This is a genomic window from Nostoc sp. (assembly GCF_036917095.1).
Classification (GTDB): domain Bacteria; phylum Cyanobacteriota; class Cyanobacteriia; order Cyanobacteriales; family Nostocaceae; genus Nostoc.
The window spans coordinates 44712-65993 of record NZ_JBALFH010000035.1 but is presented as its reverse complement, the minus strand read 5'-3'; the positions used below and the strand labels follow the sequence as shown (position 1 = coordinate 65993).

At 42.3% G+C, this 21282-nt stretch carries 15 protein-coding genes; 5 read left to right on the top strand and 10 right to left on the bottom strand.

The annotated features are described in order from the left end of the window. Positions 1-284: 284 nt before the first annotated feature. Positions 285-2021 carry an ABC transporter ATP-binding protein gene (locus V7L01_RS18390; protein ID WP_335037111.1) on the bottom strand — a complete coding sequence of 579 codons (1737 nt, stop codon included), beginning with the start codon at positions 2019-2021 and terminating at the stop codon, positions 285-287. Positions 2022-2358: 337 nt separating this feature from the next. Then, on the bottom strand, positions 2359-3576 hold the full coding sequence (locus V7L01_RS18385) for a lipid-A-disaccharide synthase-related protein (RefSeq protein ID WP_335037109.1): 1218 nt from the start codon (positions 3574-3576) through the stop codon (positions 2359-2361). Between the two features lie 215 nt (positions 3577-3791). On the opposite strand from V7L01_RS18385, the gene V7L01_RS18380 reads away from it, so the two are divergent. The 3 genes from V7L01_RS18380 to V7L01_RS18370 all read left to right on the top strand — a co-directional run bounded on the left by V7L01_RS18380 (position 3792) and on the right by V7L01_RS18370 (position 7316). Next, positions 3792-4082: a hypothetical protein gene (locus V7L01_RS18380; protein ID WP_335037107.1), complete on the top strand. Its 291-nt coding sequence runs from the start codon at positions 3792-3794 to the stop codon at positions 4080-4082. 106 nt (positions 4083-4188) lie between these two features. Then, positions 4189-4761 (top strand): prolyl hydroxylase family protein, encoded by a 573-nt coding sequence (locus V7L01_RS18375; RefSeq protein ID WP_335037105.1) that lies wholly within the window; start codon positions 4189-4191, stop codon positions 4759-4761. An 848-nt stretch (positions 4762-5609) separates the two neighbouring features. Further along, positions 5610-7316, top strand: a complete 1707-nt coding sequence (locus V7L01_RS18370; protein ID WP_335037104.1) for a fasciclin domain-containing protein — start codon at positions 5610-5612, stop codon at positions 7314-7316. Positions 7317-7611: 295 nt separating this feature from the next. On the opposite strand, the gene V7L01_RS18365 is transcribed toward V7L01_RS18370, so the two are convergent. The 4 genes from V7L01_RS18365 to V7L01_RS18350 all read right to left on the bottom strand — a co-directional run bounded on the left by V7L01_RS18365 (position 7612) and on the right by V7L01_RS18350 (position 11784). After that, positions 7612-8277 carry a class I SAM-dependent methyltransferase gene (locus tag V7L01_RS18365; protein ID WP_335037102.1) on the bottom strand — a complete coding sequence of 222 codons (666 nt, stop codon included), beginning with the start codon at positions 8275-8277 and terminating at the stop codon, positions 7612-7614. Between the two features lie 1048 nt (positions 8278-9325). After that, positions 9326-10258: an alpha/beta fold hydrolase gene (locus V7L01_RS18360; protein ID WP_335037100.1), complete on the bottom strand. Its 933-nt coding sequence runs from the start codon at positions 10256-10258 to the stop codon at positions 9326-9328. A 19-nt stretch (positions 10259-10277) separates the two neighbouring features. After that, complete coding sequence (locus tag V7L01_RS18355) at positions 10278-10784, bottom strand: DUF4112 domain-containing protein (protein ID WP_335037098.1); 507 nt, start codon at positions 10782-10784, stop codon at positions 10278-10280. Between the two features lie 100 nt (positions 10785-10884). Further along, the gene (locus V7L01_RS18350) at positions 10885-11784 is read right to left on the bottom strand and encodes a YihY/virulence factor BrkB family protein (RefSeq protein WP_335037096.1); all 900 of its coding nucleotides are present in this window, start codon (positions 11782-11784) and stop codon (positions 10885-10887) included. Between the two features lie 182 nt (positions 11785-11966). On the opposite strand from V7L01_RS18350, the gene V7L01_RS18345 reads away from it, so the two are divergent. Beyond that, on the top strand, positions 11967-12431 hold the full coding sequence (locus V7L01_RS18345; protein ID WP_335037094.1) for a hypothetical protein: 465 nt from the start codon (positions 11967-11969) through the stop codon (positions 12429-12431). Positions 12432-12802: 371 nt separating this feature from the next. Beyond that, positions 12803-15307 carry a GNAT family N-acetyltransferase gene (locus V7L01_RS18340; RefSeq protein ID WP_335037093.1) on the top strand — a complete coding sequence of 835 codons (2505 nt, stop codon included), beginning with the start codon at positions 12803-12805 and terminating at the stop codon, positions 15305-15307. Positions 15308-15469: 162 nt separating this feature from the next. Here the strand turns inward: V7L01_RS18340 and V7L01_RS18335 are convergent, their stop codons facing one another. From V7L01_RS18335 to V7L01_RS18320, 4 genes are read right to left on the bottom strand one after another with little or no spacing between them, the layout of a single operon-like run. Then, positions 15470-17944, bottom strand: coding sequence for an EAL domain-containing protein (locus tag V7L01_RS18335; protein WP_335037091.1), 2475 nt, complete (start codon positions 17942-17944; stop codon positions 15470-15472). Positions 17945-17965: 21 nt separating this feature from the next. Next, positions 17966-19003: a sensor histidine kinase gene (locus tag V7L01_RS18330; protein WP_335037089.1), complete on the bottom strand. Its 1038-nt coding sequence runs from the start codon at positions 19001-19003 to the stop codon at positions 17966-17968. 11 nt (positions 19004-19014) lie between these two features. Continuing rightward, positions 19015-19443, bottom strand: a complete 429-nt coding sequence (locus V7L01_RS18325; RefSeq protein ID WP_335037087.1) for a response regulator — start codon at positions 19441-19443, stop codon at positions 19015-19017. A gap of 22 nt (positions 19444-19465) precedes the next feature. Beyond that, the gene (locus V7L01_RS18320; protein ID WP_335037085.1) at positions 19466-20959 is read right to left on the bottom strand and encodes a sensor histidine kinase; all 1494 of its coding nucleotides are present in this window, start codon (positions 20957-20959) and stop codon (positions 19466-19468) included. Positions 20960-21282 lie beyond the last annotated feature (323 nt).

Genomic DNA, 21282 nt, shown 5'->3' with positions numbered 1-21282 from the left:
CGTAAATGCAAACTACAACGAAGAAGTATTGTCGTTTGAATCCATATCGTGAGCTAAAAGTTTATTTTATGATTCAAATCACATTAAGCTTTTTAGCAATTTTTGCGTAAATCCTGATTTTATGAAATTCGAGTAGATGTCAAAAAATTAGCGAACGGACAGTAAGGGACTTCCAAAAAAAATATCCAATCGCTTTTAGGGCAGGGCGCAGGGGGCAAGGAAAGTCGTTTTGATTCCAAAAATTGGATAGTTTATTTTTTGGAGTTCCCTAACTTGACAATGCACTAACTATCTGCTGAGTATAATTGTTGGGCGTAAAAACGGGCATATCGTCCTTCCTTAGACAGTAGGGAGGTGTGGGTACCAGCTTCAACCACCTGTCCTTGTTCTACTACGAGAATGCAGTCAGCCCGACGAACGCTGCTCAAGCGATGGGCGATAATAAACACGGTACGGTTTTGCATGACTCGTTCGAGCGCTTCTTGTACTAGTGCTTCTGATTCCGAATCCAGAGCAGAGGTAGCCTCATCCAAGATGAGAATTCGAGGATCGTTGGCGACTGCTCTGGCGATCGCTAATCTTTGGCGTTGTCCTCCGGATAGGTTAACTCCACGTTCGCCTAGCCAAGTATGATAACCCTGAGAAAACTGGGTGATAAAGGAGTGAGCGTTGGCAATCTTTGCTGCTGACTGAATCGCTTCTAAATCTAATTTTTCCTGACCGTAACCGATATTTTCAGCGATCGTTCCCGAAAAAAGGGTAACATCTTGGGGAACAATCCCAATTTGACGGCGCAGGCTGGTGAGTGTAACGTCGCGGATATCAATATTATCAATCAGAATTTGACCCGCCTGAGGGTCATAAAAGCGAAGTAAAAGGCTAATTAACGTCGATTTGCCGGCTCCAGAAGAACCAACTAAAGCAATGACATCACCAGGAGAAGCGTGCAGGGAGAGATCCTTGAGGACTGGCTGGTCGGGATTGTAGGCGAAATCGACATGACGATACTCTACCTTGCCAATAACTCGTGGCATTTCCTTTGCATTCGATTTTTCGCTAAGGCTAGGCTGCTTCGCCATCAGTTCAAAGATGCGTTCGACGGAAGCTTCGGTCTGTTTGTACTCGTTGTAATTGCTAATCATCATGTCGATTGGCTGAATCAGTAAAGCCACAGCAGCTAAGAAACTGATAAACCCTTGAGATGTCAGCTGATTCTGAGAAATCTGCCATCCTCCCAATAAAAATAGCAGCATAATACTAACTGCTTCCAAAAAACCGACAACAGGAAACTGAATGGATTTGAGTTGTTGAGTGCGATACTGAGCCTGACGATTGCGTTCTGCTTCCTGATTGAATCGCTTCACTTCATACTCTTGTGCCGCAAAAGCCTGAACCACACGAATCCCGCCAAATACTTCAGTTAGCAGCGCTGACAAATTGGAAACCTGATTTTGACTCTGGCGAGATAGCACGAGTAATCGCTGACCAAATCCTCCGATCAACCAAGCCATCAAGGGAGCCAAAATCAAACCTGTAAGTGTCAGCGGCCAATTCAGGTAGAGCATGTAAAGCGGAATCACAATTAACTGCAACAGATTGGAAAGAAATTGATGGGATAACTTATCAACAATCTCGCCTACTCGGTCGATATCTTCAGTTAGGCGATAAGTCAGGTCTCCCGTCTGTGTGGTTTCAAAGTAATCCAATCCGAGTTTGTGCAGGTGAGCGTAAACTCGCTTACGCAAGTTTAAAACCATTTCCAGAGCAGCAGCTATCATAAAGACATTCTGCCCGTATTGACAAAACCCTCGAACCAAAAATACTAAAGTGGCTAGTCCGAGCCAGTAGGCAATCTGGTTAACATTTCCCTGACCAAGAAAAAAAGCGACCTTACCTGCTAAATAGGGTATTGCTAGGGTAAACAACACAAATCCTAAGATACAAGCAAATCCCCGAATTAACAGCGGCCATTGGGGCCAGAGATAAGGCAACAGTTGCCAGTAGCTAGAGCGGACTTTCATAGTTCAATTCTGTATGCTTATATTGTGCTAGCGCTGCAAAGTATCCCTTCCATGATTTATCCAACAATCTCAAAACTTGTTGTGCAACCTTGGTAGATAAACTTTTGTACTTTTGAATTGGCTGGATTAACTTGTCCATCTGATTGGAAGATGGCACACTATGACCATAGATAAATGATTGTCGAATGCAATAATTAGCAGCTTTGCACAAGTTTTAGCAGCATAAGACATAATAGCTTTTTGCTCCCATACCAGATGGTTTTTTTATAACTCGCTGTAATAACTGCATGTCTTTATCCTTACCTTCATTATTGAAATTTGGCAGTAGCAGTAATTTCTACCCAGTTTCTCCTAGAGAAGTTAGCAGAAGGCGGGCAATTCTCTCAGATGCACCAGGCGGGCCAAACCGCTCAGTACCATTTTTTTTGCACTTAGCGAGGTAGTCTGAATCTTCTAAAGTCTCGACTACTCGTCGAGCTGCTTGCTTGAGAATCTCAGGGGTTGCTGGCTTGGTGCCGATGGTTTGGGCATTTGCGCCCAACAGCCGTGTTTGCGCCTCTGCAAATTGATAGGTAAATTGAGGGCCCTCTCCGGGAATCTGAACGATCGGTTTGCCGATCGCTACGGCTTGCTCGACTGCCAACCCTGCCATCCCAATAACGAGAGTAGAGTAACATAGGATGTCGCTGAAGGCATCTGAATAACATCTCACTTCCACAATCGGTGATTCGTCAGGAGAATTTTCTGGAGGAGAATAAGTGAGTATACCTTGATTCATCTGCCAACCTTGACTTTTGGCAATGTCGTCTAGTTGCTCCATCAAACTTGGTATCAAGGCTGCACGAAACTGTAATCCTGACTCAGGCATCACCTTGGCGATTTCTACCACTAGTTGCAACTGCAAACAAAAATTTCGCGCGGCTTCAGGCATCCGCGATCCTGGTAGGAGGGCGATCGCTCTTTCGTCCGGTTTCAGGTGCAAGTCTTTGCCAGTAGGGACGAGCCTATCTAAAGCCGGAATGCCAGCAACCTGAGCTTTAGTTAAACCTTGCCGTTGGAGGTCATAAGCCGTATAGGAATCTTTGGTGAAAACTGCCAGACATCTGGAAGAATTAAGCTCGTGCCACAGAATCGGATTGAGTCGTAACCGCCCTTCGTAGAGGGCTGAAAGACAAGAGATAAAGGAGACGAAGGGGCGCTTTGTTAAGTAAGCAAATGTCTGAGAGACAAAATCCCCAGTAGCCATAATCAAATCGCAATTGGGAGCATACTGCAACACCGCTTGTAATTGTCCCCACGTTAACCCAATCAATCCCGATTGAAAATCTTTGAGCAAATAGAGGCGCTTCATGTAAAAGAATCCCCCAGAGGGCATCTTTTGCGTCGGGCCAATAATGGGAATGTTCAAGTTGCGGTAAGCTTTCCCTTCCCCCACAATCGGCATTGCTGCCATGTCAAGAGAAGGACACAATTGGCGCAGGGTTTGAATAACATGAGAAGTGTGGTTGTCCTCTCCGTGACCGTTACTGATAAATAAGATTCGCTTAGAAGGCATCTTGGTATTTGGGTAGCAAAAGGAAAAAAACAGCGAATTTTATCTTATTTTATGGCTCCCGTAGCATTATTGATTGGCGTACCTTGGGCTGATTGTTAGCAAGTTGCTAATTATTAGCGATTGCTCCCATCGTTTGGCATGGCTGCTGCAACACCCCATCCCACCGGGTCTAGTAGTTCGCTTTCCCCAAAATTGCTGGGTGGAGGTCGGCGCTTGTGCAAGGGAGCAGGGGAGCAGAGGAGAGATTTGTACAAGTTCTTTCCCCCTTGCCCCTCCGCACCTCTGCCCAAGAGCTTGCCACCACGCAAAGTTACCTTGGCAGACTACTAGCCAGTCTGCGTCTCACAGGCGATCGCACTCGTGGCTTTGGGGGACTGCAAAAAATAAATTATCCAATTTTGGAATCAAAACGACTTTTCCTCTCCCAGCTAAGTGCAAGAACTGCCTTATCCCAAGATAATTATTTACACCGACCTACTTACCTTTATGATTTGCATGACCGCTAGGCATAGCTATTTTCTGCACAGTAGAAAGGTGAATCTCCTTTCAGCCTAAACTTGTTGGTTATCAGGAATACACTATCAAAAGGCTTCAATCTCAATCGGCTTAACCATGACTAAGAAAGATTTGCTTCGCAACCAAATTTTCACGTTGGAAAATATTCTTTCGCCAGCAGAATGTGCTGAGTATATTACTTTAACAGAAAATATTGGCTATGCGGATGCTCCTATTAGTACCATCCGAGGTTTTAAAATGCGTCCTGATATCCGGAATAATCAGCGCGTTATTCTGGATGACCCGGAGCGTGCTTTTGATTTATGGCAGCGTGTGTCAAATTATATTCCTAGCACCATTGGTAGATGGCGTGCGGTTGGGCTGAATGAGCGTTTTCGTTTCTATCGCTACGATCCAGGTCAGCGGTTTGCACCTCACCATGATGGTGCTTATCGGCGACCTAATGGTGAGGAAAGTCTATTGACTTTTATGATTTATCTGAATGAAGGCTTTGAAGGTGGTGAAACCCGCTTTTTTCTTCCCGAATACTACGAAGATTTATCTAATCTAGCTGTGCTTCCAGTAACAGGTATGGCTTTGTGTTTTGTCCACGAACTAGTACATGAAGGCGCTTTTCTTATCCAGGGACGAAAGTACGTCTTGCGATCGGATGTCATGTACAGTCAATAGTCTAGAAAGTCATTAACCAGCAAAATAAACTATACCCTTGCTAATTTTGTTCTGCGAGGGGATTTTATTGGTTAAGTGACCATCTAGGTTAGTCGAGCTTATTGTGGGTATTGCGTGCAAGAGTAACTAGTAACCCAGTTGCTAGTTTATCTGTGGGTTCATTTTTATAAAACAGTCTTTTGCAAAAAAATAATTCCTAGACAAAAATATTGGCGCAATCATGCCCGAAAATTTCGATTGCGATCGCTAATTTCCAGTTTATATTTGAGAATTTACCATCACAGACAACTATCTAAAGAGTGAAAGTTTTTTTCTGAAACCCCAGCCATTAGTTAGTTGTAGAATTTCGATTAAAGATTAATAATACAGCATACCACCAAGAGACATTTTATTTCTTAAATCTTGCTAAAGATCGTGATACATTGAGCTTGACGGCACTAACCCTCCTCTGCAATTATAAAGAGACGGCTATTAAAAGCCAATTAACCTACTGGTTGACTACGATTTTAGAAGTCATAAAATCGCTTAAATGCAATAATTATCTTTATTGTTGCAACATACCATATTACCACAGTATCGCTGCTTATCCTTATTAGTGTTATCTGCGGTTCTCTAAAAATCAAATAGGAATCCTCTACTATGTGTGGTGCACATTTTGATAAATGTTATGAGATGTCAGAGCAACTACTCATAATGTCCAACATTTTAATTTTCCAGAGTTAACGGGTTGTATTTGTGGTTTCCAGATCGAGGCAAACCAAACAATCATCTGGATATTTGTATTTACTTAACCTTGCATCCAGTATTTTTCAATAGTCAATCCAAGAATTTGAAAAGAGGATATTTCCATGTCTAGCTTGTTTCGTTGGTCATCAGCAAGGATTGCTTTACTAGTTCTGGGAATGACCGCTGCTACAATAACTCCCATCGTAATTTCTGCCCCAGCTTCATCTCAAAATACTGTTCCATCTGCGACACCATCGCCTGGAACAGAATCGCCTGCAACACAATCGCCTACTTCAACAGTTAACTTGTCTGATGTTTCTTCAGATTATTGGGCGCGTCCCTTCATTCAAGCCCTAGCTGAAAGTAACGTGATTGCTGGCTTTCCTGATGGCAGCTTTAGACCGAATCAAGCAGTGACTCGTGCTGAATTTGCCGCCCTAATTCAAAAAGCTTTCGGTAACCAAAACCGAGTTCGGCAATTAAGCGCAGGTGGATTTAGTGATGTTCCTGCTAATTACTGGGCGGCTGCTGCAATTCAGCAAGCCTATGAAACTGGATTTCTGGCAGGCTATCCTGGGAACGTGTTTAGACCAAATCAACAAATACCCAGAGTACAGGCGCTCGTTGCTTTAACAAGTGGTTTGGGTTTGACTGCTAGTACTACTGGAGCAAGTACTGACCTTAGCACCTACTACAATGACGCCTCAAGTATCCCGGACTATGCTATTGCAGGTGTGACAACAGCAACACAATCTAATATTGTTGTTAATTATCCAGATGTAAAACAACTCAATCCGCAACAGCCCCTGACTCGTGCAGAAGCTGCGGCATTCTTATATCAAGCTTTGGCTAAACAGGGAAGGGCACAACCCATTGCTAGCAATCTTCCAGCTAGTCAGTATATTGTCGGTGGAACTCAAACTGGTACCGATATTGTTTCTCTTGCTGCATCCAGTAATTCTTTTACAACTCTGACTTCTTTATTAAAGACAGCCGGTCTAACAGATATTCTTCAACAGCCTGGGCCTTATACAGTATTTGCTCCCACCAATGAAGCATTTGCTGCTTTGCCTGCTTCTACCCTACAGCAGTTACAGCAACCAGAGAACAGAGAAGCATTGATTAAGATTTTGAGATATCATGTGGTTCCTGGTGCACTAACTGCTAGTCAACTCTCGGCTGGGGAACTGAGAACCTATGAAGAAAGACCTGTAAATATTAAAATCGATTCCGCTAACAATCAAGTCGAGGTGAATAATGCCAGAGTTATCCAGGCGGATGTAAAAGCTAGCAATGGTGTTATCCATGCAATTAACCAAGTCCTTGTCCCGCCTGATATTAACATCAGTCAGTTAAATCAGCCACCAACAGGAACCACAAATGGTGGAACGCCTGATGTGACGCCAGGTAGAACTACTCTTGGTGGCCCTAGCTATATCGGTGTTGCTGGTAACATTGGTTTGAGCGGCGACGATACAGCTCTGGGTGATAGTAACTTTGCAGCAATCAGCAAAATTGGTCTGACACGCAATATATCAGTGCGACCAGCGGTAATCTTTGGGGATGATACACTGTTTCTGGTTCCCTTAACTTTGGATTTTTCTCCTCGTAGAGCAGGTTCGGTGGGCGCAAGAACCTTCGCGATATCTCCTTATATAGGTGCTGGTGTCGCTATTGAAGCTAATCTCGATACTGATTTTGGATTACTGCTAACTGGTGGTGTAGACCTTCCTGTTGGTTCTCGCTTTACGGTGACAGGTGCTGTAAATGCTGCTTTTATGGATGAAACTGATGTAGGGCTACTATTTGGACTTGGCTACAACTTCTAAGTAAATAGAAGTAGAACACGCGGTAGGGGCGCACATTTATTTGTGCGCCCCTATTATATTTCCCCAAATTGAAAACAGCTATAACGGTAAGTTGGCATCAAACTGGATTAGTGGTCTGTCAGGCGAAGTTTGAAGGATAAAGGAACGAACCGCAAAGGACGCAAAGGACGCAAAGAGGAGGACACTCCTGTGGGCGGGTTTCCCGACTTGAGGAAAGTGTCCGTCGCAAAGGAAGAAGGAAAAAAGAGAAATAAAAGTTGGTTCACCAAGCAAAGTTGGCTTGACAGACTATTAATTAAGGTTGCTTGATGGCTAAAGTAAGCCCATCGGCGATGGGGACAAGGGAGAGGGTAACCCGTTCGTCATGATGTAACTTCTCGTTGAGCGCCCGGATAGCTTGGGTGCTTTCATCTTGACTTTGCGGGTCAGCAACTTGTCCAGACCATAAAACATTATCAATAGCAATCAATCCACCTGGACGGACTAATTGTAGCGATCGCTCATAATATCCGTCATAATTTTCTTTATCAGCATCAATAAAGGCAAAATCAAATGTCTCGGCTTGGCCAGTTGCCAACAGCGCATCTAAAGTTTCCAAAGCTGGTGCCAATCGCAGATCGATTTTATCAGCAACTCCGGCTTCTTGCCAATATCGCCGAGCGATCGCAGTAAATTCTTCACTCACATCAGCAGCGATAATCTTCCCATCAGCCGGTAGTGCCAAAGCTACAGAAAGTGAACTATAACCTGTAAATACTCCAACTTCCAGGGTTTTCTTGGCCCCAATCAGCTGCACCAAAAGTCTCATAAACTGCCCTTGTTCTGGTGAAATCTGCATTCCACTTCGGGGATGGCTGGCCGTTTCTTGGCGCAACTTCAAAAGAATCTCCGGTTCTCGCAGCGAAACGGATAAAAGGTAATTATAGAGTTGGTTATCAAGACCTATAGACTGTTTTGGCATGGTAGATTAGAGAATTGAAAGAATCTACAGTTATACTATCGCCTAAGAGTGGTTTCTCAGTAATCCCCAGCGAGCAAACGATTTACTGCTATTTAGGGACTTCCAGTTAAAAAAATATCCCGTCATAGGGGCGCAAGTCCTTGCGCCCCTACAAATCTATAAATAATTTTGGATAATTTATTTTTTGCAAGCTGTTGCTCCTACTCATGCCCGCAAGTAGGGGTTTATACAATTAGCCGTAGAATTAATTGCACTATATCGATGGATAAATTTAGATACACCAATTCTTTATGGAGCGGTAACTACTGGTGAAGATTGGCAATTTGCTACTTATAAACGTCAAGAAAAACAGATAACTGAAGACTTCAAATTATATCGAGTCCCAGAAGAATTAACTGAATTAATTAATATTTTGGTTGGCATACGAAGCAATTAAAGCTGGGTATAAAAATGCCAAAGCTACTAAATTTTATAAAACCCAGATTGGATAGTGCGGTTCTGTTCCATAATTTGAGTGCGAATGCGGTAAACCTCATATCGTAAATTTTTACTGAAAAATGCAAGTGATATTAAATACAGTATGATGCTGCAACAGGCGAGAATTCGGAAATTTAAAAACCTGCCAAAATGGCAACCAGATTCTGATTAACCAAGTTAAATTGTACAAAGATAAACGACTTCAAGGGTTTTGTTATCAGGGACTACCACATAAGCAAATTCCTTTTGTAAAACACTATTTACTAAGTGATTTATAAGAAAAAACTATCTCTACCAATTATTTCCAGAGAATTTTCTGGGCAGATAAATATCAATAATCAGGTTTGGCATTTGCTGCAACAGGAATATTAAATGCGTATGGGCGTTGTTGTTGAAGTACGCATTAGCCCCCAAATAACGGGCAACGTCTGTATACATTCCTGTTCGCTTCAGCGGCAAATGGCAGAGTGGGAGTTTGAAAGCTGACTGATATGCTTCCTCCCACTCTCTTTTTATTTAGGCTAGGCGTAGCCGGTCGTAGGCATCAACTCAATTAGAATATAAATTCTTTTTAGAAGTCAGTATCCTGTAAAAACTCAAGAATCGCTGCATTCAACACTTCAGAAGCACCAGTTGAGGCATCATGGTAACAGTTAGACAAAATCTGTAATTTAGAATTGGGGATATGCTGATGCAATTTTTCACCATGACTAGCAGGAAACCAACTATCTTGCTCACCCCACAAAACTAATGTAGGACACTTAATCGCACTCAGCTTATTTTGAATCTTGGTGAGCATATTAGGCTTATTTTCTTGCCAATTCTCAATTTCTCGCGCTGCTATTTGTAACTCTTCGGCAACTTTTGCAACCGTACCAGGTAGCTCAATAAATGGGTAAGTTATCCAATAGACATCTTCCTGTGTCAAAATTGATGGATCGAATAATACTCTACGTCTTTCTATGGCCATGATTTCTCTAAATAGAGGTGCAAACAAATATGCCAGACGTAAGGAGTCAATTGATTGCATTATTTCCAGAGGCGTTTGGGCAAGTAACCACATAGCCCAATGGGGTAGACTTTCAGCAAAAACAGGTACGTTTACGACTACAAGCCGCCCGACTAACTGCGGATTTTCTTGAGCAAGGGCAAGGGCAACCAATGCCCCCAGAGATTCTGCCACAATTACTGCGGGTTCATCACATAATGCCTGAATAATTCTTTGAAACTCAATAACTTGATGACCGTTGTCTTCTCTACGAGACAATGGTTTTTCGGAAAAACCAAAACCTTTGGCATCAAAACAAATTACCCGAAAATATTTAGATAATGGTGCTATACTGTGACGCCAATTATAGCTCCAACTACCCATGCCATGTAATAAAATTAACGGTTTTCCTTTACCTTTTTCGCCATAAGCAATTTGTACAGGATACCCTTTAGCATCAGTAATAACTAGACTTTGCCGCCCTTTAGGAAAAGTAGCTTCCCACCAATCTTTCATTCCATTATTAATAAATAGTTTAACCGCCAGTGAAGGCGTTCCACAGCATTCTAACTAGTATTACTGGTAATGCTACTAAAACAATGGAGATCAGCAACAATCCAACCAAAACGGCTAAGATAAACCACCGATCTGCACTCTTTTGCTCGCTGGGAAACTTTAAGTAATCTTCCAATAGCTTGATATTATTAGTGTTAGCTCTCCAGGCAAAATCAAAAAAGTCTCCCAAAACTGGGACAGCGCCTACCAAGCCATCAATCACCACATTCAAAACCATTTTGCCTAAAGTGGCTCTAGATACACCCAGCCGCGCTGCTTCTAAGATGATGTAGCAAGAAAACATCACTCCCAAAAAATCGCCACCAATCGGTATGAGTCCTAAAATTGGATCTAGACCAAAACCAATCTGCGTACCAGGAATGGTAATAACATTATCCAGCAGCCTACTTAACTGACGCAGCCGCTTCAATGTGGGTGCTTTGGCATCAGGTTCAATCATCGGAAATCGAGGTGGAGAATCTGGCATGAAGGCGATCGCTAACTTTGTATTGAATCGTTAGATATTTTACTCCCCTACTGAACTTTTGCAATCATTATTCTCAGGGATTTCTAGCGATATTTACAAATTAATATTTTTCGAGAGATTTTGACTGTGCCTTTGAGCGCATATCTTCGCCGACAGTCACGTTCAACTGGTCACCAATTAACAGAACAGCAGCGCTCATCGATAGCCAGAGCATTAAAACTATCACAGCCCCTACAGCACCATAGACTTTATTATAATTGCCAAAATTCGCTACATAAAGCCGAAATAGGGCAGACAATATTGCCCAGAAAACAGCTGCTAAAATTGCTCCAGGCATCATTGGCGTGCCTGAGTTCCACTCGCTTGGGCCATAGCGATAGATAAAGCTAAAGGCGACAGCAACAATACTTAAAGCTAAAGGCCAGCGTAACAGTTGCCAAAGATGCAACAAGAAAATCAAAGAACCATTGCCGCTAACTACCATTCCCAGCAGTAAGTCGCTGGTAAACACTAAGAAAGAAGCCGACACTAAAAGCAACATAGTACCGACTGTTAATCCCAGAGAAATGAGTTTGGCTTTCCAAAAAGGGCGGATCTTTTCTGAAGGAATTTGATGGATTTGGTCGAAGGCGGTCATCGCGGTACTCACCGCTCCAGAAGCTGTCCAAATTGCTAATACAAAGCTTAGAGAAAACAAACCGGTATTTTTGGAGTTGGTAATTTCTGTGGTGGCAAAATTACGAATCAGATCGAGGGCTTCTTCAGGTAGAACTTGACTGAGTTGTGCCGCCAGTTGTCTAAAGGTGGCTTGCAAAGATTCTGCCAATAAACCAATAGCTGTGACGATCGCAAGAATTGCGGGAAACAGCGATAACATGGCGTTGAAGGCGATTTCTGAGGCGAGTCCCATCAGTCGCCTTTCGATTGTCCTGGCAAAAGTTTTTTTGAGCGTGTGCCAATTCAGGTGGCGAAAGAAGCGATAAAAACGAGGCTTTGGCATGATTTCGAGTTAAAACTGGTTGGCTTTATTAATTACTGTCCCAAATTTGGCGTAGCGATCGCATCTATCTTTTTACCGCAAGAATACCGAGTGGGGAGCAGGGGGAGAGTTCCTAACTAATGACTCTTGACTAATGACCATTGACTAATGACCATTGACTAGTGACTAATGACTATTAATTTATGAATCAAGATTTAACACAACAGTGGTTGACAGAAATTCAGGTGCTCAAAGAGCAGATGGCGGGACTTCAACACGATCGCGATACAGCTTGGGAAAGTGCCCAAAAATGGCGTCAGCTCTATAACACAGAAGCAGAACAACGCCGCACAGATGTCCAACTCTCCCAACAGGCGATCGCATCCCTCAAGGCAGACTTGCATAAACTCCAGGGTATTGAGGTGGAGACACTGGCTGCTGGAACACCAGTAACAGCGATCCAACAAGAAATAGAACAACTACAATCTGTGGAGGAATTGCAAGCTAAACTCATCGCCGTAATCAAAGAACGCGATCGCCTCATGCAAGCTTTGAAAACTGAGCAGGATAACCACGCCCAAACCCGCAATAGCCTGACTACTGCCTTGGGTGATGCTATTGATAGCTTGACACGGGAACGAGCCAAAGGAGAAAAAGAAAGTCAATGACCCACCTAAACCCCGATTTCTCACCACATCTCTCAAAACCTTGTGCAGGGGAGCAGGGGTGCAGGGGAGCAGGGGAGCAGGGGAGAGATTTGTACAAGTTCTTTCCCCTCTGCCCCTCTGCGCCTCTGCCCCTCTGCATTTCAAGCTTGTGAGAAATGCGGGCTAAACCCCGGTTTCTTTAAGGAACCAGGGTTCTTGTTATTCGCGAATGATTTAGGACTGCTATATAAGGTTGAGCTACTTATCGCCCAACGACTAAAGCTTTGTTTTCAGTGTAATTGCGGTTCTCGATAATTTAAGCAGCGTGAAAAGCTAGGAACATTAACAAAGTAGTGTTTATGCTTTCACTTTACTCAAAGCATCATTAATCAATGTCCTCATCTGGAGAACCACCTGTTGAATCCTACCATCCACCGTCGGGTTACTCGTTACGGCGTGGCACTTTACAAGATATCCAATCGTACAACTTCGATCCTTCATTTTGGATTGTTGCTATAGCTTTCTTGTGGCTAGTTATTAGTATCCGTTCACTTCTGGAAGCGTGGCTAAATAAATTATCTATCATTCATAAAGCCTATTTGGTTGAATATGGAAAATTACCAGAGAATATCTTTTTTCAAGATTTACAATATATTCTCCCATCATTAAACGAAGTTAATTGGTCGTTTATCTTGGTAATGGGATCTGGAATTATTACCGCATTTTTAATTTTAGTTACACTTAAGCATATAATCCCCAGGTTGTTAGCATCAGAATCTCCCAATCGCACCGTGTGGGTAGCTGAATATCAACAGCAAATTGTTGGATGGGCAATACTTTTACAACGCTCGAACTATACTATACTTTCTACACTTTATATTACTTCCCAACACCGATCGCGGGGCGTTGGTTCATATCTACTCTGGAATGGTTTAAAGAATATTGGGCAACCAGTCTATCTGATCTGTCTTCCTCAACTGCAATCTTTTTACGCTCGATTTGGCTTTGTTGCGCTTCTCAAAGAGCAATTGCCTAAAGAACTGCGGTTGTCTAAAATACCCTGTATGGGTTTATTGGGTAAACCAATACCTCTCACAAACCAGCCATCAACTAATGTATCTTTACCATCTGGGATTTTAATTCGCCCATTCCAAAACTTTGAAGAACAATTTCATTTTTACACAATTTTTTGGCACAGAAAGCAATTTAGAAACTCTCGGCTTTATGTTTTTAGCTTAATCGCCTTCGTATCAAGCAGTGCTTTCGTTTTAGTCAGCGTAATTTTTGGCAGTCTTAGAGCAATATTTGGCTTAACATGGTTAGCTAACTTTGATTTTTATTTTTTGGGGATTCAATTTTTAGGAATTACCATAGCTACCTGGTTGTATTTAGAACTGATGATTTTGATGTGGTTTTCTGTCAGATGGCAAGAATGGATTATTGAACGGGATGGGCGTGCGATCGGCTACATTCACTTTTCTCAACAAGCAGAGTGTTCCATACTATACAATTTGTATGTTGAACCACAGGATCAGCTAGACAATTTTAGTAAGTTGTTGTTAGCTCGTCTCAGTCGCCAAATAGCACTACCTTTATACTTCAATTGCCCACGGCAAAATAGGCAGTTTTATAGTGGATTGGGTTTTACACCAGTTAATCGCAATAGACTACCGTTTGAATTAAAAATTCTCCAACTGACTAATCAAATACCTCTTAAACTTACACAGCAGGCAGCTATAAACTTAATTACACAACTGCCTCAAATCATAGACTTAATTAATTCTAATTACAGGATTTCGTCAACTATTCATCAAAACATACAAGTTAAAACACTATATAATATCAAGAAAATTTTAATTCAAGTTGTAGCCGATCTACTTATAGCATTCATGATTGCGCCAGTCTTCCAACTACCTCAAATGTATGCTGAACTCAAGCAACAAACTCAAATAGAAAATCCTAGAAATAAACAGGTTGGGAAAATTTTAGTATGGCAAGAATATATACGAGTATTAGCGATCGCATACGATAATCAAACCATAATTAGTGGTAATGAAAACGAAACTATCACAATTTGGAATTTGAGCAATCAAAGCCTAGAAAAAACTATCACCCTGCCTTCTGGCTCTGGTAAAATTCAATCTTTGGCAGTGAGTCCAGACAAAGAAACTTTAGTTATTGGAACATCAAAAGGCATAATTCAAGTATGGAATTATAAAAATGGCACAATTAAAAAAATACTTTCTCCTGGTCACTTGGGAGATATCATAGCATTAAAAATTAGTTCTGATGGTCAAAAGTTAGTTAGTGGGAGTTGGAATGATGCAGTGGTAAAAGTTTGGGATTTACGCCTGGGTCAACTTCAACACACTCTTAATACTGGTGCTAATAGTGTTCTATCTTTAGAAATCAGTCAAGATAGTCAAACTATCTATATTGGCTTATTTGGCACACTCCAGATTTGGCATTTAGAGCGTCAATTGTTTGTAGAGAAATTAGCTGCTAATTCTGCTGAAATTGAGGCGATCGCTGTTAGTACAGATGGCAAATTATTAGTAACTGGTGGAACAGATCGCCTAATAAGTCGAGGTGGAATTCCGAGCAATATTTGGATGGTAAAAGTTTGGGATGCTCAGACATTAAAACTATTAAAAAAATTACAGGGAGGTTCTAGTTCAATCTACAAATTAATTCTCACCCCCGATGCTAAAACAATTATTTTTGATAGTTGTTGTGAAGCCCATTTTTGGGACTGGATAAATAATAAAGACATTACAGATATTCATGGATTAGTTCGTAATACTGTACTCAGCCCCAACAACAAAATTATTGTCAGTGTTGCGTCTGATGGCAAAACAATGACAATCACAGATTTAGAAACTTTGAGGATGTTGTGATAGTCGCGAGCATACTAAAAACCTCTCTCCTTTAACGCTACGGTGTAAACTCCAAAAAATAAATTATCCAATTTTTGGAATCAAAACGACTTTTCCTCCCCCAGCTAAGTGCCCCCTGCCCTAAAAGCGATGGGATATTTTTTTACTTGGAACTCCCTAACGCTATTCTTGTCTTGGCTGAATGCCAGATGCAATTAATGTCTCTACCGATTTGCTATCCAGAGCTTGGGAGAAAAAATATCCCTGTGCATATTTGCATTTCATAGTTCTAAGTTGTGCTAGTTGTTCTAACGTTTCTAGTCCCTCTGCTATTACATCTATATTTAGACTCTGGGCTAGGGTGACGATCGCCTGAACAATCTCCAAGTTTTCTCCATTAGCACCAATCTTAGCAATAAAGGAGCGATCGATCTTCAAGGCATTACTTGGAAAGCGGTGCAGGTAACTCAAGGATGAATAGCCTATGCCAAAATCATCTAAGTGTAATTGGATATTCATCTGTTGCAGTTGCAAGAGCATAAAAGCTGCTAATTGAATATTTTCCATAAGTACGCTTTCGGTAATCTCCAGCTTTAAACTGCCAGGTTCCAAACCAGTCTCTTGCATAATTTGGTTAATTTTGTCAATCAGTCCGGGTTGTGAAAACTGTTTAGTAGAAAGATTTACACTGATTGTCAAGGGTGGATCGGTAGGAAATTGTACTTGCCAAGCCCGCATCTGCCGACAAGCCTCACCTAGTACCCAATAACCAATAGGGATAATCAACCCAGTTTCTTCCGCCAGTGGAATAAAGCTGTCTGGAGGAATTAATCCGTGTTGCGGGTGCTGCCAGCGAACGAGAGCCTCGAAGCCAATAATTTTGTAAGTTTCTAACAAAACAATTGGCTGGTAGTAAACCTGAAACTCCTGGCGTTCAACTGCCCGTCGTAAATCCATCTCTAACTCTAATAGCTTTGTAACTTGGGTGTACATGGTTGAGTCAAATATCTCATGGCGTGCCTTACCCAATGCTTTAGCGCGATACATGGCAATGTCAGCATCGCGCAGGAGTTCTTCTGGTAGGTTGTAACTACCATTGCTCAGGGCGATGCCAATGCTGACGGTGGTAAATACCTCGTACCCGCTGAGTTGGAACGCAGATGTCAGAGCTTCTTGTATCCGCTCCACTACGCTTGTTACATCATTGATGTTGTTGAGATCGTCAAGCAAAATTGTAAACTCATCTCCCCCAAGACGGGCAACTGTGTCTCCAGAGCGCAGGCAATTTTCCAATCTGCGAGCAAGGGCAGTTAGTAATTGATCGCCAATCATGTGTCCGAGACTGTCGTTGACCACTTTGAAGCGATCTAAGTCTAGAAAGAGAACAGCGAATTTATAGTTCGCCCGTCGTTTTGCCTGCATGAGCGATCGCTCTAGCCGTTCCATAAATAAGGCGCGGTTTGGCAGACCGGTTAATATATCGTGAAAGGCATCATGAATTAATTGCGCCTCTGCAAGTTTTAGAGCAGTAATGTTGCGAGCGATACTTAAAACAAAAAATACTGAACCATCGCTAGCCAATTCAGGTACAAGACGGGTATGGTAATGTTTTATTTGGAAAGCGATCGCTAAACTGCATTCAAACTCTGTTTCTTGCTTAGTTTTAAAAACTTGCTGGAGCTTGCGATTGCATATCCGGCAAAATTCTTCTGGCAGATTTAACTCTGTGTTTGTTTTGCCGATAAATGTTTCGGGTGATATTCCTGTAATGTTTTCAATCGCTGGATTAACGTAAACGTAGCGCAATTGAGTGTTAAATCTGGAAATAATATCAGGTGCATTTTCAACTAGTGCTTTGAATTCTTGCTGGCGACGCGCTAGTGCCTCTAATATCTGCTTACGCTCGGTGATATCCTGAAAAACAAAAACTGCACCCGTGATGTTACCATTGTCATCTTTAATAGGTGCAACGCTATCATCAATTGGTATTTCTGCACCGTTTCTAGCAATTAGTATTGTCTGTTCTGGTAGATTGATAGCAACGCCAAAGTCAAGGACTTCTGCTACAGGACTTTCAATTATTGTACGAGTTTTTTCATGAGCAATATTGAATACTTCTGTTGTTTCTTTCCCATATGCATCTGAATATTTCCAACCCGTCAGTACCTCTGCAATAGGATTCATAAAAGTTACAGTTCCAGATGCATCGCTTGTAATTACAGCATCTCCAATACTTTTAAGTACAGTAGTCAGCCATTGTTCATTCTGTTTTAATTTTTTTTCCGTCCGATGTTTGGAAAGGGTAATTTCAATAGTGAACTTTAATTCCTTTTCTTTGAAAGGCTTGAGAATATAGCCAAACGGCTCTGTTCCCTTTGCTCGCTCCAATGTTGATTCATCTGCATTAGCAGTAAGATATATGACTGGAACATTAAAAATATTATGAATTATCTGAGCGGCTTCTATACCATCCATTTTTCCTTTGAGGTGAATATCCATTAAAACTAAATCTAGAGAATTATCTGCTGCTTTCTTAATTGCTTCTTCTCCAGAATCGGCAAGCCCCAGAACAGTGTATCCAAATTTCCTGAGGCGATTTTGTATATCCATTGCCACGATCATTTCATCTTCGACAACTAATATATTTACTGGTTTCATGATTTTGCTTAACTTATCAAGTTATAAAGCTTTCTCCGGGAATATAATTTTATACCCTACTCCATTATCGTTGATAAAATCGATATTGCCTTGTAGCTGATGTGTTAAACCTTTTACTAATCGCAAACCTAATGTTTCTGTAGTTTGAAAGTCGAAGTTTTGGTTAAAACCGACACCATTATCACTGATAGTAAGTGTAAATAAATTAGATTCTAGAGAGCAAAAGTCAATACAAATTTCTCCCGGTTCACTTTCAGGAAAGGCATATTTTAGGGAATTTGAAATAAGTTCATTGATAATCAAGCCGCAAGGAATAGCTGCATCAATGACTAGAAAAACCTCCTCAACGTTCATTTTCAAGGTAATAGCACTGGAATTGACGTTATATGAATAAAATAAATTAGTTACTAAATCTTGGATATAGTCAGCAAAATTAATCCTTGCCAAGTCTTGAGATTGATACAATTTCTCGTGGATCAGAGCCATTGAGTCAATCCGGTTCTGGCTATCTTTGAATATCTCAAGGGCTTGATTGTCCTTGAGATATTCTGCTTGCAGATTGAGCAGACTAGAAATAATCTGCAAATTATTTTTTACCCGGTGATGAATTTCTTTCAATAGCACCTCTTTTTCTTGAAGCGATGCTTTAATTTGCTCCTCTGCTTGTTTACGCTCCCGTCTTACTTGTGCTTCACGCAACTCCCGTGCAACAGCAGGGATAAGTCGCGCTAAATTGCCTTTGATGATGTAGTCATGGGCACCAGCTTTCATCGCGGCTACTGCGGTATCTTCACCAATAGTGCCTGAGACAATAATGAATGGCAAGTCAAGTCCACTTTCCTTGACCTGCTTTAATGCAGCAGGAGCGCTAAAGGTAGGCATGGAATAATCGCAGATGACAATATCCCATGTTTCCCCTGCGATCGCAGTTTTCATGGCTGTGGGTGTATCAATTCGTTCAAAAGTTACTTCGTAGCCACCACGTTGCAATTCACGCAGCACCAAGAAAGCGTCATCTTCTGAATCCTCAACAAGTAATACGCGCAGAGGTGTACCCATAACCATCTAAACTAGATTCTCGGCGGTGATTCGTTTAAGACAAACCAGTACAACCCTAGTTGTCGCACTGCTTCACTGAATTGGGAAAAGTCTACTGGTTTGCGAACATAGCTGTTGGCACCCAAGCTGTAACCATTGATTAAGTCTTGCTCCTCTTTGGAGGAGGTGAGAATGACGACGGGAAGGATTTTTGTCCTGTCGTCAGTCCGCAGGTGTCGTAAAACTTCCAAACCATCCATTTTAGGCAGCTTCAAATCTAGGAGGATGAGATTCGGCATAACGCTCATGTCGCGATCGGCGTACACGCCTTTACCAAAAAGATAATCTAGGGCTTCTGCCCCATCGCGTGCCACTACCACCTCGTTCAGAATATTGTTTTTCTTAAGTGCGCGTAAGGTCAGCGCTTCATCGTCAGGATTGTCTTCTACTAGTAGAATCATTTTGTTTTATATGTTTTTGTAATTAAAGGGTGAAGTAAAATGTTGCACCTTGCTCGACTGCGCTTTCAGCCCAGACACGGCCACCATGACGGTGAACAATCCGCTGCACAGTAGCTAGTCCGATGCCAGTACCTTCAAACTCAGTCATGGCGTGCAGGCGCTGAAAAGCACCGAAGAGTTTGTCAATATAGGCCATATCGAAGCCTGTGCCATCATCACGGACAAAATACACATGGGTGTCATCTTGCTGCAAAACCCCAAATTCTATCCTTGCTCTTTGATGTTTTCCTGTAAACTTCCAGGCATTACCCAGCAGGTTTTCTAGCACGATCCGTAACAAATGAGCATCACCATTAGTAACCAATCCCGGCGCGATCGCAAATTCTACTTGGCGTTCTGGTTCTGTTTTCTGCAACTCTGTGGCGATCGCCTCCGCTAGTGCGCTCAGATCGACCTCTTCCCAACGCATCTCACTGCGCGTCAGTCGTGACAGATTCAGTAAATCGTCGATCAGTTGTGCCATTCGCTGGGTAGCTGCACGCACTCGCTGGAGGTAGTTTTGACCTAGTACGTCTAGCTTGTCAGCATAATCTTCTAGTAGTGCTTGGCTAAAGCCGTCGATGCTCCGTAAGGGGGCCCGCAGATCGTGAGACACAGAATAACTAAATGCTTCCATCTCCTTGTTAGTCGCTTCAAGTTGTGCTGTGCGTTCTGCGACTCGCTGCTCAAGCTGGACGTTCAGGCGCAGAATTTCTGACTCCGCCTTTGTCCGCTCATTAATTTCAGTTTGCAATTCTTCGTTAGTGTTTCTAAGTTCGGCTGTCCGTCTGCTAACCTCTATTTCTAATTCATCGCGAGCCTTTTGCAGAGAATTCTCCATGCGCTTGCGTTTGACAAGTTCCTGATTGGTAATCGTCGCTGCTAAACCGACGGTCGCAGAAGCTATAATGCTGCCAAAAATAGTCAGCACAGTTGTTTGATGAGCGCTGGTGTTCGCCTCCATTGTCCGCTGTTTCAACAACTCATTCTCTTCCTTTTCCATAGCTGTAATGAGTATTCGGATGTCTTCCATCAACTGCTGACCCCGATCTGTCTGAACTATTTGCAGCGCGGACTCTAAATTTTTGCTCCTAGCGTTAATGGCCTGTTCGAGCAAAACTAGTTTTTTGGCAATCAGAGGTTCAAGGCGATCGAGCCGCTGCAATTGATTGGGGTTATCCGCAGTCAATTGGCGTAGAGCCTTAAGTTTCCGATCGATCTCGCGAGTCGTAGTGCGATACGGTTCCAGATACCGTTCTTTGCCCGTAAGAAGATAGCCCCGTTGCCCAGTCTCTGCATCTTTGATCTGTGACATTATTTCTTTAGTTTTTTCCAGCACCTCACGTGTATGTGTAACCCATTCAGCGTTTTCTTTATACTGAAGCAAACTAAGATACGAGACTACGCCAACACCAGCCATAATTGCCACTGCTATTACAAAACTGCCCGTATTCCTTTTGTAAATAGCCCATTCCATTTTTTACCTTCCTATTAAAAAAAGTAGCCGCTGACTAAAATGGTAAAAACGTTGATTCAGCGCGTTCTTAGGGGTTTCCCTCATGAGCGACTGACGCTTGCGTTCGCGCAGCGTCTCGTAGAGAGCGTCACCTCGAAGGGTGACTAGCAGCCCCCTGTCCAAGCGGCCATATCTTTGTTCTACCAACAGCACCCATGAAAAAATTGGCTTGCTAATTTAGAGTATGAAAACGATTTTGTTTGATATCAAAACCCATGTAGAGAGGCGATATATCGTGCCTCTACATCTGGATTCATACTTTAAATCAGCAATGCCAAAAGTTT

Coding starts and splice junctions, on each gene's coding strand:
- V7L01_RS18390 (WP_335037111.1), bottom strand. CDS start 2,021: ATGAAAGTCCGCTCTAGCTACTGGCAACTGTTGCCTTATCTCTGGCCC.
- V7L01_RS18385 (WP_335037109.1), bottom strand. CDS start 3,576: ATGCCTTCTAAGCGAATCTTATTTATCAGTAACGGTCACGGAGAGGAC.
- V7L01_RS18375 (WP_335037105.1), top strand. CDS start 4,189: ATGACTAAGAAAGATTTGCTTCGCAACCAAATTTTCACGTTGGAAAAT.
- V7L01_RS18370 (WP_335037104.1), top strand. CDS start 5,610: ATGTCTAGCTTGTTTCGTTGGTCATCAGCAAGGATTGCTTTACTAGTT.
- V7L01_RS18365 (WP_335037102.1), bottom strand. CDS start 8,277: ATGCCAAAACAGTCTATAGGTCTTGATAACCAACTCTATAATTACCTT.
- V7L01_RS18360 (WP_335037100.1), bottom strand. CDS start 10,258: ATGAAAGATTGGTGGGAAGCTACTTTTCCTAAAGGGCGGCAAAGTCTA.
- V7L01_RS18355 (WP_335037098.1), bottom strand. CDS start 10,784: ATGCCAGATTCTCCACCTCGATTTCCGATGATTGAACCTGATGCCAAA.
- V7L01_RS18350 (WP_335037096.1), bottom strand. CDS start 11,784: ATGCCAAAGCCTCGTTTTTATCGCTTCTTTCGCCACCTGAATTGGCAC.
- V7L01_RS18345 (WP_335037094.1), top strand. CDS start 11,967: ATGAATCAAGATTTAACACAACAGTGGTTGACAGAAATTCAGGTGCTC.
- V7L01_RS18340 (WP_335037093.1), top strand. CDS start 12,803: ATGTCCTCATCTGGAGAACCACCTGTTGAATCCTACCATCCACCGTCG.
- V7L01_RS18335 (WP_335037091.1), bottom strand. CDS start 17,944: ATGAAACCAGTAAATATATTAGTTGTCGAAGATGAAATGATCGTGGCA.
- V7L01_RS18330 (WP_335037089.1), bottom strand. CDS start 19,003: ATGGGTACACCTCTGCGCGTATTACTTGTTGAGGATTCAGAAGATGAC.
- V7L01_RS18325 (WP_335037087.1), bottom strand. CDS start 19,443: ATGATTCTACTAGTAGAAGACAATCCTGACGATGAAGCGCTGACCTTA.
- V7L01_RS18320 (WP_335037085.1), bottom strand. CDS start 20,959: ATGGAATGGGCTATTTACAAAAGGAATACGGGCAGTTTTGTAATAGCA.